Source organism: Pseudomonas fluorescens (assembly GCF_000968015.1).
GTDB lineage: Bacteria > Pseudomonadota > Gammaproteobacteria > Pseudomonadales > Pseudomonadaceae > Aquipseudomonas > Aquipseudomonas fluorescens_W.
Map to the genome: position 1 here is coordinate 34565 of NZ_LACH01000053.1, position 17702 is coordinate 52266.

The 17702-nt window shown below is 59.8% G+C and carries 12 protein-coding genes and 1 pseudogene; 7 read left to right on the top strand and 6 right to left on the bottom strand.

The features are described 5' to 3' along the window. Positions 1–105 precede the first annotated feature (105 nt). Both VD17_RS22150 and VD17_RS22155 read right to left on the bottom strand, forming a co-directional pair. The gene (locus VD17_RS22150; protein ID WP_046055668.1) at positions 106–705 is read right to left on the bottom strand and encodes an FMN-dependent NADH-azoreductase; all 600 of its coding nucleotides are present in this window, start codon (positions 703–705) and stop codon (positions 106–108) included. Positions 706–855: 150 nt separating this feature from the next. Continuing rightward, positions 856–1170 (bottom strand): hypothetical protein, encoded by a 315-nt coding sequence (locus VD17_RS22155; protein ID WP_033056126.1) that lies wholly within the window; start codon positions 1168–1170, stop codon positions 856–858. 49 nt (positions 1171–1219) lie between these two features. On the opposite strand from VD17_RS22155, the gene VD17_RS22160 reads away from it, so the two are divergent. The 5 genes and pseudogenes from VD17_RS22160 (at position 1220) to aqpZ (ending at position 6430) form a co-directional block, all read left to right on the top strand. Then, positions 1220–2143 (top strand): LysR family transcriptional regulator, encoded by a 924-nt coding sequence (locus VD17_RS22160; RefSeq protein ID WP_046048083.1) that lies wholly within the window; start codon positions 1220–1222, stop codon positions 2141–2143. A 14-nt stretch (positions 2144–2157) separates the two neighbouring features. Next, positions 2158–2963, top strand: a pseudogene (locus tag VD17_RS22165) (alpha/beta fold hydrolase). A gap of 3 nt (positions 2964–2966) precedes the next feature. Next, the gene (locus tag VD17_RS22170) at positions 2967–3524 is read left to right on the top strand and encodes a peptidylprolyl isomerase A (protein ID WP_008153188.1); all 558 of its coding nucleotides are present in this window, start codon (positions 2967–2969) and stop codon (positions 3522–3524) included. Positions 3525–3606: 82 nt separating this feature from the next. Continuing rightward, positions 3607–5439: an ABC transporter ATP-binding protein gene (locus tag VD17_RS22175; RefSeq protein ID WP_046055670.1), complete on the top strand. Its 1833-nt coding sequence runs from the start codon at positions 3607–3609 to the stop codon at positions 5437–5439. Between the two features lie 295 nt (positions 5440–5734). Beyond that, entirely contained in the window at positions 5735–6430 is a 696-nt protein-coding gene (aqpZ, locus tag VD17_RS22180) for an aquaporin Z (protein ID WP_046055671.1), read from the top strand. 15 nt (positions 6431–6445) lie between these two features. On the opposite strand, the gene VD17_RS22185 is transcribed toward aqpZ, so the two are convergent. After that, positions 6446–7570, bottom strand: a complete 1125-nt coding sequence (locus VD17_RS22185; protein ID WP_046055794.1) for a GNAT family N-acetyltransferase — start codon at positions 7568–7570, stop codon at positions 6446–6448. Between the two features lie 283 nt (positions 7571–7853). Between VD17_RS22185 and VD17_RS22190 the strand changes: the two genes are divergently transcribed. Next, complete coding sequence (locus VD17_RS22190) at positions 7854–9185, top strand: putative porin (protein WP_046055672.1); 1332 nt, start codon at positions 7854–7856, stop codon at positions 9183–9185. A 202-nt stretch (positions 9186–9387) separates the two neighbouring features. Here VD17_RS22190 and VD17_RS22195 read toward each other — a convergent pair whose 3' ends face one another. The 3 genes from VD17_RS22195 to aceK form a co-directional block, all read right to left on the bottom strand. Then, a complete protein-coding gene (locus tag VD17_RS22195) occupies positions 9388–10509 on the bottom strand; it encodes a beta-ketoacyl-ACP synthase III (protein ID WP_046055673.1) in 1122 nt (373 codons plus the stop codon). 237 nt (positions 10510–10746) lie between these two features. Beyond that, positions 10747–14658: an ATP-dependent RNA helicase HrpA gene (hrpA, locus tag VD17_RS22200; RefSeq protein ID WP_046055674.1), complete on the bottom strand. Its 3912-nt coding sequence runs from the start codon at positions 14656–14658 to the stop codon at positions 10747–10749. 186 nt (positions 14659–14844) lie between these two features. Then, complete coding sequence (gene aceK / locus VD17_RS22205; RefSeq protein WP_046055675.1) at positions 14845–16563, bottom strand: bifunctional isocitrate dehydrogenase kinase/phosphatase; 1719 nt, start codon at positions 16561–16563, stop codon at positions 14845–14847. A 128-nt stretch (positions 16564–16691) separates the two neighbouring features. On the opposite strand from aceK, the gene VD17_RS22210 reads away from it, so the two are divergent. After that, entirely contained in the window at positions 16692–17600 is a 909-nt protein-coding gene (locus tag VD17_RS22210) for a DMT family transporter (RefSeq protein ID WP_046055676.1), read from the top strand. Positions 17601–17702: the final 102 nt, after the last annotated feature.

Below are 17702 nucleotides of genomic sequence, written 5' to 3' on the forward strand. Positions count from 1 at the left end.
GCACTCAGGAGCAACAAGTGCAAAGGGAGGTTCGATGCGCGTAAAGCCTTGAAGGGGTTGCGCCAGGTCACTTGAACATCAAGGGATTATCTGGCGATTAAAGCCTTAGGCGACCTGGGAAAGCTTGGCGTTGGCCTGGTTCAGGCCTTTCTCCTGGAAGTCACCGCCCAGGTTCATGCCTTCAGCGTGAATGAACGTCACGTCGTGAATCCCGATGAAGCCCATGACCTGACGCAGGTACGGTTCTTGGTGATCCGCGGTGCTGCCGGCGTAGATCCCGCCGCGCGCAGTCAGCACGTAGGCACGCTTGCCGCTGAGCAAGCCTTGCGGGCCGGTGTCGGTGTACTTGAAGGTCACGCCGGCACGCAGCACATGGTCGAGCCAGGCTTTGAGGGTGCTCGGGATGGCGAAGTTGTACATCGGCGCGGCCATGACCAGTACATCGGCGGCCAGCAATTCGTCGGTCAACTGGTTGGAACGTTCCAGCGAAACCTGCTCCATGTCGCTGCGCTGCTCGGCAGGTTTCATCCAGCCGCCCAGCAAGTTGATATCCAGATGCGGCACCGGGTTGACGGCCAGGTCACGGACGGTGATCTGGTCGTTCGGGTGCGTGGCTTGCCACTGGCTGATGAAGGTCTGGGTCAGTTGACGCGAAACCGAGTCTTGCTGACGAGCGCTGCTTTCGATGATCAGAACGCGGGACATGGGATGTAGCCTCCATCTGAGAATGCTGTAGGTCGATGGAGTGAAGGTTAAACGGAGTTAAATCGATGAAAAAGCGCAAATAACTGCTATAAACCATCAATAAATTCGTTTATAAGCGGAGCATGCCTGGCGGGCGTGCTCCGCTTGAGGTCATTTGGGGGTGCAGGTCAGTTTGATACGCATCTTGATGATGCTGCGGTTGAACTTGGCGGTGGCATTTTTGTGTTTACCAGCGGCCACTTCGATATTGCGGGTGCGTGGTGCTTCCGGGCCATTGTTGAAAACCACCTTACAGGCCGCATCGGTGGTGCCGTAGTTGTTCACCTGAATGGTGGCAATGTCGCTATCCGTGTCATACGTGTTGTAGTCGATGCTCAAGCCATTCAGCTGTTTTTCAACGTCGATCGGATAAGCAAACGCAGTCAGCGGCAGCATCGCCAACACCACACAACAAAGCTTTTTCATTCAGCAGTCTCCAATATGGACTGCCAGCTTAGGACAAGAGGAGCTATTCATGAAAGCGCCCCGCGTGACCCTTGATCAATGGCGAACGTTACAGGCCGTGGTCGACCACGGCGGTTTCGCCCAGGCCGCCGAAGCGCTGCACCGCTCGCAATCATCGGTGAGCTACACCGTGGCGCGCATGCAGGACCAGCTCGGCGTGCCGCTGTTGCGCATCGACGGCCGCAAAGCGGTGCTGACCGAAGCCGGCGGCGTGCTGCTGCGCCGCTCGCGGCAACTGGTAAAACAGGCCAGTCAGCTGGAAGACCTGGCCCATCACATGGAGCAAGGCTGGGAAGCGGAAGTGCGGCTGGTGGTCGACGCTGCGTATCCGAGCGCCCGCCTCGTTCGCGCCTTGACCGCGTTCATGCCGCAGAGCCGTGGCTGCCGGGTGCGTCTGCGTGAGGAGGTTCTATCCGGCGTAGAGGAAGTCTTGCTCGAAGGCGTGGCCGATCTGGCCATCACCGGCCTGAGCATTCCCGGTTACCTGGGGGCGGAATTGAGCGACGTAGAGTTTGTGGCTGTCGCTCACCCTGAACACCCACTGCATCGTCTGAACCGCGAACTGAACTTCCAGGATCTGGAATCCCAGATGCAAGTGGTCATCCGCGACTCCGGCCGCCAGCAGCCACGGGACGTTGGCTGGCTCGGCGCGGAACAGCGCTGGACCGTCGGCAGCCTGGCCACCGCGGCAACTTTTGTCAGCAGCGGCCTGGGTTTCGCCTGGTTGCCTCGGCACATGATCGAACGAGAACTCAAGGAAGGACTGCTCAAGCTGCTACCGTTGGACCAGGGTGGCAGCCGCAACCCAAGCTTCTACCTGTACTCGAACAAGGACAAACCCTTGGGTCCGGCCACGCAGATTCTCATCGAACTGCTGCGCACTTTTGACACTGCGCCGCTGGATGCACCTTTCGCTGCCCCTGAACAAGCCTGACACGGAGTGTACGCATGGCCTATTTCGAACACGAAGGTTGCAACCTGCACTATGAGGAATATGGCCACGGCACGCCGTTGCTGCTGGTCCACGGGCTGGGTTCCAGCACCCTGGACTGGGAAAAGCAGATCCCGGCGCTGTCGGCCCGCTACCGGGTGATCGTTCCGGATGTGCGTGGCCACGGTCGCTCCGACAAACCCCGCGAGCGCTACAGCATCGCCGGGTTCAGCGCCGACCTGATCGCCCTCATTGAACACTTGAACCTCGGCCCCACTCATTACGTGGGCCTGTCCATGGGCGGCATGATCGGTTTTCAACTGGCCGTGGATCAGCCGCAATTGCTCAAAAGCTTGTGCATCGTCAACAGCGCGCCCGAGGTCAAACTGCGCAGCCGCGACGATTACTGGCAGTGGTTCAAGCGCTGGAGCCTGATGCGCGTCCTCAGTCTGGGCACCATCGGCACGGCCTTGGGCGGCAAGCTGTTCCCCAAACCCGAACAGGCCGACCTGCGACAAAAAATGGCCGAGCGCTGGGCAAAAAACGACAAACATGCTTATCTCGCCAGCTTCGATGCGATCGTTGGCTGGGGGGTTCAGGAACGACTTTCGAGGGTCTCCTGTCCAACCCTCATCGTCAGCGCCGACCGTGACTACACGCCGGTCTCGCTGAAAGAGACCTATGTAAAACTGCTGCCCGATGCGCGGCTGGTGGTGATCGCCGATTCGCGCCACGCCACCCCGCTGGATCAACCCGAAATGTTCAACCAAACGCTGCTCGAGTTTCTCACCGCAGTCGACACCACCTCACTCAGGATCACTGACCCATGCTGAAAAAAATCGCCCTCGTCGCTGGCTCCGTTCTGTTTGCCGCCAACCTGATGGCCGCGACGCCCGCCAAGGCGCCGCACGTACTGCTGGAAACCACCAACGGCCAGATCGAGATCGAGCTGGACCCGGTCAAAGCGCCGATCAGTACCAAGAACTTCCTTGATTACGTCAACAGCGGCTTCTACAACAACACGATTTTTCACCGTGTGATTCCAGGGTTCATGATCCAGGGCGGCGGTTTCACTCAACAAATGCAGCAGAAAGAAACCAAGGCACCGATCAAGAACGAGTCCAAAAACGGTCTGCATAACGTCCGTGGCACGCTGTCCATGGCCCGCACCTCCAACCCTGATTCGGCCACTAGCCAGTTCTTCGTGAACGTCAAAGACAACGACTTCCTCGATAGCGGTGATGGCTATGCGGTCTTCGGTAAAGTCGTGAAGGGCATGGACGTGGTAGACGTCATCGTCAACTCGCAAACCACCACCCGTGGCGGCATGAAAGATGTGCCAGCCGACCCTGTGTTCATCAAGTCAGCCAAAGTCATCGACTAAGCTACACAGGAAGTCTTGAGCGGCTGCCGGAGTGCGCCGCTCACACTGTTCAAAGGAGAGCCCGTGCGCGGGCGGAGAACTGATGCTTTATCGCCGTTTCGAGAAACTGATCGACATTTTCCGCGAGGCCCCGACGGCCGCTCCGCCGGATCGGGTTCTCCCTTTTTATACCTATTACTTGAAGCAGGTCTGGCCGAGTTTCGCCGTCCTGCTGTTCGTCGGCCTGATTGGTGCGCTGATCGAAGTGGCGCTGTTCAGCTACCTGAGTCGCATCATCGACCTGACCCAAGGCACGCCTAACGTCGATTTCTTCAAGGAACACGGCATCGAGCTGGCCTGGATGGCGGTGGTAGCCCTGGTTTTTCGGCCGATCTTTGTTGGCCTGCACGACCTGCTGGTGCACCAGACCCTGAGCCCCAGCATGACCAGTCTGATCCGCTGGCAGAACCACAGTTATGTGCTCAAACAAAGCCTGAATTTTTTCCAGAACGACTTCGCCGGGCGCATCGCCCAACGCATCATGCAGACCGGCAACTCGCTGCGCGACTCGGCAGTGCAAGCGGTGGACGCGCTGTGGCACGTGCTGATCTACGCGATCAGTTCGCTGGTGTTGTTCGCCGAAGCCGACTGGCGCCTGATGATCCCGCTGCTGACCTGGATCGTCGCCTTCATCAGTGCCCTTTACTACTTCGTGCCACGGGTCAAGGAACGTTCGGTGGTGTCCTCCGATGCGCGCTCCAAACTCATGGGGCGGATCGTCGACGGCTACACCAACATCACCACCCTGAAGCTGTTCGCCCACACCAATTTCGAGCAGCAATATGCTCGCGAAGCGATCAAGGAACAAACCGAAAAAGCCCAACTGGCAGGCCGGGTGGTCACCAGCATGGACGTGGTCATCACCAGCATGAACGGCTTGCTGATCGTCGGCACCACCGGCCTGGCCCTGTGGCTGTGGACGCAGTCGCTGATCACCGTAGGCGCGATTGCCCTGGCCACCGGCCTGGTGATCCGCATCGTCAACATGTCCGGCTGGATCATGTGGGTGGTCACCGGCATTTTCGAAAACATCGGCATGGTTCAGGACGGTTTGCAGACCATTTCCCAACCGGTCAGCGTCACCGATCGCGAGCAGGCCAAACCGCTGGCGGTCACCCGTGGCGAAGTGCGTTTCGAGCACGTGGATTTCCACTACGGCAAGAAGAGCGGAATCATCGGCGACCTCAACCTGACCATCAAGCCCGGTGAAAAAATCGGCCTGATCGGTCCGTCCGGTGCCGGCAAGTCAACCTTGGTCAACCTGCTGCTGCGCCTCTATGACGTGGAGGGCGGACGCATCCTCATCGACGGCCAGAACATCGCCGAAGTCGGCCAGGAAAGCCTGCGAGAGCGCATCGGCATGATCACCCAGGACACGTCCCTGCTGCATCGCTCGATCCGCGACAATTTGCTGTACGGCAAACCCGACGCCACCGACACCGAACTCTGGGAGGCGGTGCACAAGGCCCGCGCCGACGAGTTCATCCCGCTGTTGTCGGACTCCGAAGGTCGCACCGGTTTCGATGCCCACGTCGGTGAACGCGGGGTGAAACTCTCCGGCGGCCAGCGTCAGCGGATAGCGATTGCTCGCGTGCTGCTCAAGGACGCGCCGATCCTGATCATGGACGAGGCCACCTCGGCGCTCGACTCGGAAGTCGAAGCGGCGATCCAGGAAAGCCTCGAAACCTTGATGCAGGGCAAAACCGTGATTGCCATTGCCCACCGCCTCTCGACCATCGCCCGCATGGACCGGCTGGTGGTGCTGGAAAAAGGCAAAATCGCCGAAACCGGCAGCCACGCCGAACTGCTGGCCCATGGCGGGTTGTATGCGCGGTTGTGGCAGCACCAGACCGGTGGATTTGTCGGCATCGATTAATTGGGTTCCCCCCCGACACTGTGGGAGCGAGCTTGCTCGCGATAGCGGAGTTTCAGCGACATAAATGTTGACTGTTACCCCGCTATCGCGAGCAAGCTCGCTCCCACATGGATTATCTACACCCTGGTAACCGCCACAGCCCTCTAACCACAGGCCCTGGCGGTTTTTTATGGCCGCTGGAAATCCACCAAAACCCTGCTGTAATCAGCCAAGGTTCTGGAGATGAGCCTGTCGTAAATGCGCAGGATGCATCACTCGATACAGTCTCGATAGGAAACCTATCAAGGACGCTCTCATGTCTCTGTTCAAACGTTCAGTCACTGAGTTGTTAGGTACGTTCTGGCTGGTGTTGGGGGGTTGCGGCAGTGCGGTTCTGGCCGCGTCTTCTCCGCTGGGGATCGGGGTGCTGGGTGTGGCCCTGGCCTTTGGTCTGACGGTACTGACCATGGCATTCGCCATTGGCCATATTTCCGGCTGTCATCTCAACCCCGCCGTCTCGGTTGGTTTGTTCGTCGGCGGTCGATTCCCCGCCAAAGAGCTGCCCGCCTACATCATCGCTCAGGTGATTGGCGCGATTATCGCGGCGGCCTTGATCTACCACATCGCCAACGGCAAGGAAGGCTTCGAACTTGCCAGCGGTCTGGCTTCCAACGGCTACGGCGAGCATTCTCCCGGCAAATACTCGATGGCCGCAGGCTTTGTCTGTGAGCTGGTGATGACGGCGATGTTCGTGCTGATCATCCTCGGTGCCACCGACAAGCGAGCCCCCGCCGGGCTGGCGCCGATCGCCATCGGCCTGGCCTTGACGCTGATTCACCTGATCTCGATCCCTGTCACCAACACCTCGGTCAACCCGGCCCGCAGCACCGGCCCGGCGCTGATCGTCGGAGGCTGGGCCATCGCGCAATTGTGGATGTTCTGGGTGGCGCCGCTGCTCGGCGCGGTGATCGGCGGCGTGACGTATCGATGGTTAGGCAAGGAAGGCAGCTGAAGCCCGGAGCGAGAATCAGTCTTGCCGGTAAGGCAAGGCCGACCTCGCTTCCTCGGCATACGCCAACACACCCACGCGCTCTTGCTGCAGGAAGTCTTTGACGGCAGCTTTCAGCCCGGGATGACGCAAGTAGTGCCATGAATGAGTGATCACGGGTTCAAACCCGCGAATCAACTTGTGCTCGCCTTGAGCACCGGCATCGAAACGCTGGAAGCCATTGGCAATCGCGTAGTCCATGCCCTGGTAGAAACAGGTCTCGAAGTGCAAACGATCGAACTCCGCCAGACAGCCCCAGTAACGACCGTAAAAGCTGTCGCCACCCACCAGACTGAAGGCCATGGCCACCGGCCGTGAGCCTTGCTTGGCCAACACCACACGAATCGACTCTGGCATGCGCTCGGCCAGCAAACTGAAAAACTCCCGCGTCAGATAGGGCGCTTGCCGCCGCACTGCGTAGGTGTTGGCGTAGCAGGCATAGACAAAGTCCCACTGCGCCTGATCGAGTTGCCTACCTTCAAGCCATTCGAAATCAATGCCCTGCCCGGCCACTTGTTCGCGTTCCTTGCGCATCTGCTTGCGCTTGCGCGAACTGAGGACGTCGAGGAAGTCCTGAAAATCCCGATAGCCGCGATTCTGCCAGTGGTACTGACAGCCAATTCGTTGCAACCAGCCCGGCTGCTCGGCCAGGGCCGCGTCGGTGAACGGATCGGTGAAGTTGATGTGGGCACTGGAGAGTTGTTCGATTTCAAGGTAGCCCGGCAGGCTTTTCAACAGTTCGAAACCGTCCTCGAGCGTGGCCGCCAGTAAACGCGGGCCACTGACCGGACTGAACGGTACGGCCGTCAGCAGCTTGGGGTAGTAATCGATACCGGCACGCTCACAGGCATCGGCCCAGGCGTGGTCGAACACGTACTCGCCGTAGGAATGCCATTTGCGGTAACTGGGCAGCGCGGCAATCAGGCGATCGCCCTCGATGTGCAGCAAATGCTCGGGTTGCCAGCCGGAATGAGGACCGACGCTGCCGCTGTCTTCCAGCGTGCTGAGAAAGGCGTGGCGCAGAAAGGGCTGATTCTCGGGCACCAGGGCATCCCACGTCTGCGACGCGATTTCCGACAGGCTTTGCAGACGTTGCAACGGCATCACCATCCTCACTCTTCATGGCGTGAAAGCATCGCGAGTATCGCTTATCGCTCTGCATTGCACACGAGCAATTCGACGACAGCGCTCTAGCGCAATAGTTCTCGACGACTTTGTATCGTCATCGAGACGCCATCACATTGCCACCGCTCTGTCATAAACCATCGCGATACTGGCGCCTGTTTTTAGAGCGCCGGGTTCTAAACCTGGTCACTGTTTTCCGTCCGTCAACGGTCGGTTGTGTCCTGGATGGCTCAGTCATCCCATTACATCTTCGGAGATTGATATGCGTCTTGCTTCCACGAAAACTGCGGCGGCCTTGTGTGGCGGGTTGCTGCTGGCCATGAGTGTTCCGGCCAGCGCCGCAGTCGACGCCAAACTGCTCGACATGCTCAAGGCAAACGGCTCTATTTCGCCTGCGCAGTACACCGAACTGCAAGCCGAGTTGGCCAGGGATCAGAAAGACCAGAAAATCGCCCGCCAGGCTCAACAAGAGACCAACGAGCAGATCGCAGCGACTGCGAAGAAAACCACTGAACTGAGTACCTTCGACCAGAAACTGGCGTGGGCTGCCAAGACCCAATTCAAGGGTGACGTGCGTTTCCGTGAGGAAACAGTCCACAACGATGGCGTTCCAAACAACAAAGACCAGGATCGTCAGCGCATTCGTGCCCGCCTGGGTGCCTACAGCGAAATCAACCCTCAGGTCGACACCGGTATTCGTATCGCCACCGGCAGCAACGACGACGCCCGGTCCACCAACCAGGACCTGAACAACTACTTCGACAAGAAGTCGATCTGGCTGGACCAGGGCTACGTCGACTACCACCCCGACGCGATCAAGAACCTGCACCTCGTCGGCGGCAAGATGCCGCAACAATGGGTGAGCATGGGTGACATCATCTGGGATAGCGACATCAACCCGGAAGGCCTGGCAGCGACTTACAAATACCCGCTGGGCGGCAGCACCGAGCTGTTCGGTAGCGCCGGCCACTACACCCTCAAGGACAACGTCGACGGCGAAGGTGTGCAGTTCAAACACGACCTGCGTCTGTACGCTGGCCAGTTGGGCGCGCGTTTCGCCATCACTGACAGCATGAAAATGACCCTGGGCGGCAGTATCTACGCCTACGACAACGATGACAGCAGTGCTTGCCCTACCACCGGCACCGTTACCGCACCGTGCGCACTGGCCGTCAATGGCAATAGCCCGAGGGAAGAGTTCAATCTGTACGAGGGTTTTGGTCAACTTGACTTCAGCAACCTGCCAGTACCGCTCTCGTTGTACGGTCAGTACGTCAACAACAAAGACGCGAGCAACAATCAGGACACTGGTTGGTTGGCCGGTGTGAAGTCCAAGATCTACGGCTTCGCAGTGGACTACAACTACCGCGATGTACAGCGTAACGCGGTTGTCGGCGCCTTCACCGACTCCGACTTTGCCAACGGTTTCACCGGTTCGCGCGGCAGCAAGTTGAAAGTGAGCTACGAGTTGGACAAGAACTTCAACCTCGGCGCGACGTACTTCATGGCCACCTCTGACCAAACCAACGCCAGCATCAACAAGAAAGACTCCGACATCAACACCCTGCAACTGGATGCCGAAGCCAAGTTCTGATTTCCCCCGCTACACGACTCGGGCAAGGAAGCCCGAGCCGCTTTTACAAACTCGCGTTGTGGTATCGGTCCCCATCATCCGTCCGATACTGCAGCGCGAGTTTTTTTGTTGGCGCAAAAAAAATCGCAGCCTGCGGCAGCTCCTGCATGGGATTACTTAACCCTGTAGGAGCTGCCGCAGGCTGCGATCTTTTAAGGCAAACTCAGCGCTTGCGTAGAATCACGCTACCAATCGAGTAACCGGCGCCGAACGAGCTGAGCACTGCCAGCGAACCGGCGGCCAGATCGTCCTGGTTCTTGTGAAACGCGATCACGGAACCGGCGGAGCTGGTGTTGGCGTAGGTGTCGAGAATCACCGGGGCTTCTTCTTCGGTGGCTTCGCGGCCCAGCAGTTTCTTGACGATCAGATGGTTCATGCTGAGGTTGGCCTGGTGCAGCCAGAAGCGTTTCACGTCGCTGATGTTGAGCGTGTTCTCTTCCAGGTGCGTAGCGATCAGCTCGGCGACCATCGGGCAGACATCGCGGAACACCTTGCGGCCTTCCTGCACGAACAGTTTGTCCTTGTTCCCGATGCCTTCTTCCGCCGCGCGGTTGAGGAAGCCGAAGTTGTTGCGGATGTTGTTGGAGAACTTGGTCAGCAGCTTGGTGCTGACGATGTCGAACTGGTACTTGGACGTCGCCAGGTCAGCACGTTCAATGATCACCGCGGTAGCGGCGTCGCCGAAGATGAAGTGGCTGTCGCGGTCGCGGAAGTTCAGGTGACCGGTGCAGACTTCCGGGTTGACCATCAGGATCGCCCGGGCCTGGCCCAGTTGCACGCTGTTGGCCGCAGCCTGAATGCCAAAGGTCGCCGAGGAGCAGGCGACGTTCATGTCGTAACCGAAACCCTGGATGCCCAAGGCTTCCTGGACTTCGATGGCGATGGCCGGGTAGGCACGTTGCAGGTTGGAGCAGGCGACGATCACGCCGTCGATGTCCGCGGCGGTCTTGCCGGCACGCTGCAAGGCTTGCTCGGCGGCGCCGATGGCCATTTGGCAAAGCACCGACCACTCGTCATTCGAGCGTTCCGGCAGGCGTGGAGCCATGCGTTGCGGGTCGAGGATGCCGTCCTTGTCCATGACAAAACGGCTTTTGATGCCAGACGCCTTTTCGATAAACGCCGCGCTGGACTCGGTCAACGCTTCGATTTCGCCGCGCGCGATGGCGTCGGCATTGTCGGCGTTGAATAGCGCGACGTAAGCGTTGAAAGACTGCACCAGCTCTTCGTTGGAGATGCTGTTGGCCGGGGTGTACAGGCCGGTGCCGCTGATGACGACGTTATGCATGGTCGTTTCTCTAATCTGTTCAGGCAGAAAGTGTTGGCACCCACGTACCAACACACAAAGAGTCTATTCCCCTCACGGGAAGCAAACCTGGCATCGCTTTACTCCGATCCGCCCAGACCTGTGAAGGCTCAAAACTGCGGGGCCGGCGTTTATAGGCGCGAAGTTTGCCATAAACATTGGGTTTTGGCGCCTTTTGCTGGATCAATCGCCCCCCCTGCCGGACTGTAGGATCGGGGCCTACGGTTCGACCTGGGTCCATTGCTTGTTCAGGCGCTTGTCGGAGATCGGCACCTTGGTCCCCAATTGTTGGGCGAACAGCGAAACCCGATATTCCTCCAGCCACCAGCGATAGAGTTCCAGCTGCGGATCGCGTTTACCTTCCTGGGCATGTTTGTTGGCGCGGGTTTGATATTGCGTCCACAAGCCAGACAACTCGCCGCTCCAGACCCGATCCCTCTGTACCTGAGCGCCGATTTTCTCGAAGCGCTGCTCGACCGCTTTCAGATAACGCGGCAACTCCTTGAGCCACTGCATCGGGGTTTCCCGGACAAACCCCGGATACACCAGATGACTGAGCTGCTGCTTGATGTCGTTCAGGGCCACGGCTTGCGCCAGGTCGATCTTGCCCTTGAAGCGTTTTTGCAGGCCGTGCCAGAGCTTGAGGATTTCCAGCGTCAGCTTGGCCAGGCGCTCCGCGTGCTCGGTCCAGCCACCGCGCTTGCGTTCGGCCAGTGAGGCCAACCCGGCACCATCGCGTGGCAACGGGTCTTCGCCGTCGAGAATGCAGCTGTCGAGGCTGGCCAGCAGGATATCTTCGACCAGACTGTCGATGCGCCCCATGTCGCGGTACATCAGGCCCAATTCGGTCAGCCCCGGCAACTTGCCGCGCAGGAACTTCGCCGGTTCGGCCAGTTGCTGCATCAGCAAACGCTGCAAGGCGCGGCGATGTTGAAACTCTGCCTCGGCCGGCGTCGAGAAACGTCCTTCCTTGACCGTGCCGCTCTCTTCCACCAGCGCCGGATACACCGTCATCGATAGCCCGGCGATCTTCTGCTGAGTTTTCTCGGCGACGGCGGCAAACACTTTCGGCTCCACCGGTTGCTGGTTTTTTGCGGTTTGCGGCACGGCCAACGCGGCCTGACTGGCTTCGGCAAAGCGTGCGGTCAGTTCCGCCAGATCACGCCCTTCACCCAGGAACTTGCCCTGGCCGTCGACGATTTCCAGGTTCATCCGCAAATGACTGTCGACCTGCTGCGACGCTTCGGCCCAGGCTTCATCGCTGACCCGCGCACCGGTCATGCGCAACAGTTCACGACCCAATGCTTGAGGCAACGAGCCCTCGGCAAAAGTCATGCGCTGCAACGCCGCTTTGACGAAGTCCGGCACCGGCACGAAATTCTTGCGCAAGGCTTTTGGCAGGTTGCGCACCAGCGCGATGCACTTGGCTTCGATTACGCCGGGCACCAACCATTCCAGACGTTCCGGGGGCAGCATCGGCAACAACGGCGCCGGCACACGCAGGGTCACGCCGTCACGCGGGTGGTTCGGCTCGAAGTGGTAGCTCAGCGCCAACTCCAGATCACCGATGTGCAAGGTGTCCGGGTAATGCAGCGCGGTGACTTCACTCGCCTCGCGAGCCAGTACGTCTTCTTCGCGCATGATCAGCAGCTGCGGGTCTTTCTGGCTGTTGACCCGATACCAGCTGTCGAAGGTAGCGATCTGGTGGATCTCCGCTGGCAGTCGCGCATCGTAGAAGGCGAACAGGGTTTCTTCGTCCGCCAGAATGTCGCGACGGCGAGCCTTGGCTTCCAGTTCGTCGAGCTGTTCCAGCAGTTGCGCATTGGCCGTCAGGCACTTGGCCTTGGACTGAATCTCGCCGCGCACCAGACCTTCACGAATGAAGAACTCACGGGACACCACCGGGTCGATCGGCCCGTAATGCACCGGCCGGCGACCGACCACGATCAGCCCGAACAAGGTGATTTGCTCGAAGGCCACGACCTGGCCGCGCTTCTTCTCCCAATGGGGTTCGAAGTGGTTTTTCTTGATCAGGTGCCCGGCCAAAGGCTCGATCCAGTCGGCGTCGATCTTGGCGACCATGCGCGCGTAGAGCTTGGTGGTTTCCACCAGTTCGGCGGCCATCAGCCATTGCGGACGCTTCTTGCCGAGACCCGATGACGGGTGAATCCAGAAACGCCGCTGACGGGCGCCGAGGTAGTCGCCTTCTTCGGTTTTCTGCCCGATCTGGCTGAGCAACCCCGAGAGCACGGCTTTGTGCAGTTTCGGGTAATCCGCCGGCTCTTTATTGAGGCTCAACTGCATGTCGCGGCAGATCAGGCTCAACTGCCGGTGAGAGTCACGCCATTCGCGCAGACGCAGGTAATTCAGGAAATTCTTGCGGCACCAATTGCGCAACGGGCTGGCGGTCAGCGCCTGGCGCTGTTCTTCGAAACCACGCCACAGATTGACCAACCCGGCGAAGTCCGAGTCCACGTCTTTCCACTGCGCGTGCGCCTGATCCGCCGCTTGCTGACGCTCCGGCGGACGCTCGCGCGGGTCCTGAATCGACATGGCGCTGGCGACGATCAGCACTTCCTGCAAGCTGCCGAGTTTTGCCGCTTCCAGCAGCATGCGGCCCATGCGTGGGTCCACCGGCAACCGCGCCAATTGGCGACCGAGCGGCGTCAGCTGGCTGTTGCGGTCGACCGCCGAGAGCTCTTGCAGCAGGTTAAAACCGTCGCTGATGGCTTTGCCATCCGGCGGCTCGATAAACGGGAAATCGGTTATTTCGCCGAGGCGCAGATGCAGCATCTGCAAAATCACCGCCGCGAGGTTGGTGCGCAGAATTTCCGGGTCGGTAAATTCCGGGCGGCCGATGAAGTCTTCTTCGGCATACAGGCGAATGCAAATACCCGGCTCGACCCGTCCGCAACGACCTTTACGCTGGTTGGCGCTGGCCTGGGAAATCGCTTCGATGGGCAGGCGCTGGACCTTGGCACGGTAGCTGTAGCGGCTGATGCGCGCGGTGCCGCTGTCGATCACGTAACGAATGCCCGGCACCGTCAGCGAGGTTTCCGCGACGTTGGTCGCCAGAACCACGCGACGGCCTGGGTGTGACTGGAAAATCCGCTGCTGCTCGGCCGGCGACAGTCGAGCGTAGAGCGGCAGAATTTCAGTGTGCTTGAGTTGGGCTTTACGCAGCATGTCCGCCGCGTCGCGAATCTCACGCTCGCCGGGCAGGAACACCAGCACATCGCCGGGGCTCTTGCGTTCGCTGCGTTCGAACGCGGCGATTTCGTCGAGGGTGGCGAGGATCGCCTGATCCACCGTCAAGTCATCCTCGACGCGGTTGCCCTCCTCGTCCTGCTCCAGAGTCAGCGGGCGGTACCAGGTTTCTACCGGGAAGGTGCGGCCCGAGACTTCTACAATCGGCGCGTCATCGAAATGCTTGGAGAAACGCTCCAGGTCGATGGTCGCCGAGGTGATGATGACTTTCAGGTCCGGGCGACGCGGCAGCAGGGTTTTCAGGTAACCGAGCAGGAAATCGATGTTGAGGCTGCGTTCGTGGGCTTCGTCGACGATGATCGTGTCGTAGCGTTCGAGGTAGCGGTCGTTCTGGGTTTCCGCCAGCAGGATGCCGTCGGTCATCAGCTTGATCAGGGTGTTGGAATCGCTCTGGTCCTCGAACCGCACCTGATAGCCGACCAGCGCACCCAACGGCGTCGCCAGTTCTTCGGCGACCCGGCTCGCCACGCTGCGGGCGGCGATTCGACGGGGCTGGGTGTGGCCGATCAGGCCATGCTGACCGCGACCGATTTCCAGGCAGATCTTCGGCAACTGGGTGGTTTTACCCGAACCGGTTTCGCCAGCAATGATCAGCACCTGATGCTTGAGCAGCGCTGCTTTGATTTCGTCGCGCTTGGCGGCGATCGGCAGGCTGTCGTCGTAACGAATCACCGGCAGGCTGGCCCGCCGCGCCAACACCTGATCACAGGACGCCTGCGTGCGCGTCACCCACTGGGCCAGCTTGGCTTCGTCAGGTTTTTTGCGCAGCTCAAGCAACTGCCGCCGCAGCCGGTGGCGGTCGGCGAGCATGGCGTGATCGAGGTTTTTCAGCAGTTTGTCGATGGAAGGCGATTCGTCAGTCATCAGGTACGCAATAAGTCGTCTAGTGGCGCAGGGGGCGGATTGTCGCAGATTTTACGACCGCTGCGCGGTCGATCGCGAGCAAGCTCGCTCCCACAGTTGACCGCGGCATCCCCGATTCTGTGCTCGCCATAGAACCCATGTGGGAGCGAGCCTGCTCGCGATCGGCCGCGCAGCGGACGCAGAGAACTACTCGTTGTCGAGGCCCTTGCGCCGATACGGGAACACATCAATCACCTTCCCGGCGCGAATGGCTTCCTGAAGGCTTTTCCAGTAATCGGCGTTGTAAAGTTCACCATGCAACTGATCAAACAACTTGCGCTGCCCCGCATCGGCAAACAAAAACGGCGGAAACTCTTCAGGAAACACATCCAGCGGCCCAATCGAATACCAAGGCTCCGACGCCATCTCGTCTTCCGGCGTACGCGGTTGCGGGATATGCCGGAAGTTGGCCTCGGTCAGGAAGCAGATCTCGTCATAGTCATAAAACACCACCCGCCCGTGACGAGTGACGCCAAAATTCTTCAGCAGCATGTCGCCGGGGAAGATGTTCGCCGCCGCCAGTTGCTTGATCGCCAGCCCGTAATCTTCCAGCGCCTCGCGGACCTGCGCCTCGTTGGCATTTTCCAGATACAGGTTCAACGGCGTCATCCGACGTTCGGTCCAGCAGTGACGGATCAGCACGGTGTCGCCCTCTACCGACACGGTGGACGCCGCCACATCGAGCAGTTCTTCCAGACAGGCCGGGTCGAACTTGCTCAACGGAAAACGGAAATCGGCGAATTCCTGGGTGTCGGCCAAACGCCCGACCCGGTCGACGCTTTTCACCAGACGGTACTTCTCGATCACCGTGGCGCGGTCGACGTTCTTCGACGGCGAGAAGCGGTCCTTGATGATTTTGAATACGGTGTTGAAGCCCGGCAGCGTAAACACGCTCATCACCATGCCACGCACGCCCGGGGCCATGATGAACTGATCGTCGGTGTTGGCCAGGTGATTGATCAGCGCCCGGTAGAACTCGGATTTTCCGTGTTTGTAAAAGCCGATCGAGGTGTACAACTCGGCGATGTGCTTGCCCGGCAGGATGCGTTTGAGGAAACCGATGAACTCCGCCGGCACCGGCACGTCGACCATGAAATACGAACGGGTGAACGAGAAGATGATCGACACGTCCGCTTCATCGGTGATCAGCGCATCGATCTGAATCCCGCGACCTTCGCGGTGCAGCAGCGGAATCACCAGCGGCCATTGTTCGTCCTGGGTGTAGATGCGCCCGACCAGGTACGCGCCTTTGTTGCGGTAAAGCACCGAGGAAAACAGTTCGACACTCAGCTCCGGATCCTTGCAGACCCAGTCCGGCAGGTTCTCGCGCAATTGCCCTTCGAGACGAGACATGTCGCCCGCCAGGTTGGCGTAATCCTCGCTGAAGCGGTAGTCGGCAAAAATGCTCGCCAGCATCCCGGACAACTGGCCCTGGGGCTTGTACGTGCGGGTTTGTGCGGCGCGGGCCCGGCGCAGGCTCGGCCGGGTGGTGTGGATGAACATGCAGCCGTCGCTGATCAGGTCGTGGCTGAACAGCCCGCAGAAGATCGAGTTGTACCAGGTCTCGGACAGTTCATCGTCGAAGCGCAGGTCGATCAGCGTGATGTAAGCGCTTTTGACCAGCGGCCAGCAGCTGACATCCAGCGTGTCGGCGTCAAAAGCGATGTGCAGCCGTCCGACCGTTTCGCTGACTTTTTCTTCATAGAGGTTGATCCGCGCAGCCGACGCCGTCTGGGTCTCCTGCCACTTGGCCTGCTCGAAGCGAGCGCGGGCGCCGTCGGTGATCTGGCGGAAATGCTCGCGGTAATCGTCAAAGCCATCGAGGATCATTCGGGCGATGTCGGCGGCTGGCCATTGCTGCGGCATAGGTAAAACCTCGGCGGCTGATTCTTATCGTGGGCCTGAGCTTAGTGGCCCTTTGTTACGCAACGCAACCATTGCCTTGCGTCCTGACTGGCGCGACACTTGCCCGCCAATCAAGGAAGGAAAGCGCTGTGAACCCCGTCGATACTCTGCGTTTGTTGTCGCTTGCCGCCATTTGGGGCGCGAGCTTTCTGTTCATGCGCATCATCGCCCCGGTGATTGGCACAATCCCCACTGCTTTTTTCCGCGTGTCGATTGCCGCGGTCGGCCTGTTGGTGATCCTCGGGCTAATGCGCATCAGCTGGGATTTCAAAGGCAAACTCAAAACCGTGATGCTGCTCGGCGTGATCAACTCCGGGATCCCGGCGACCCTGTACTCGGTAGCCGCCCAGGTGCTGCCGGCCGGTTACTCGGCGATTTTCAACGCCACCACGCCACTGATGGGCGTGCTGATCGGCGGTCTGTTCTTCCATGAAAAACTCACCGCCGCCAAACTTGGCGGCGTGTTCCTCGGGCTGTTGGGCGTGGGCATCCTGACCCGAGCCGGTCCGGTGGCATTCGACATGGAACTGTTGATGGGCGCCCTCGCCTGCCTGCTCGCCACGACCTGCTACGGTTTCGCCGGGTTCCTCGCGCGCCGCTGGCTTGATCAGGCCGGTGGTCTCGACAGTCGTCTATCGGCGGTGGGCAGCATGCTCGGCGCAACCTTGTTTTTGCTGCCGCTGTTCGGTTACAGCGTGATCAGCCATCCGCCGGAGAGCTGGGGCGGCTGGAGTGTATGGCTGTCGCTGCTGGGGTTAGGGCTGGTGTGTACCGCGTTGGCGTACATTATTTACTTCCGCCTGCTCAGCTCGGTCGGGCCGGTGAAGTCGATGACCACGACCTTTCTCATCCCGCCGTTCGGGGTGTTGTGGGGGGCGTTGTTGCTGGATGAGCCGTTGTCGATGGCGCATATCTATGGCGGGGTGTTGATTGCAGCGGCGTTGTGGCTGGTGTTGAAGCGTACGGTGGTGAAGGCTGCTGCGGTGGCCGCCAAGTAATTTGTGGTGTGGCTACTGGCGCCATCGCGAGCAGGCTCACTCCCACAGGGGATCCCCGGTGAACACAATATTTGTGAACACTTGGATTAAATGTAGGAGCGA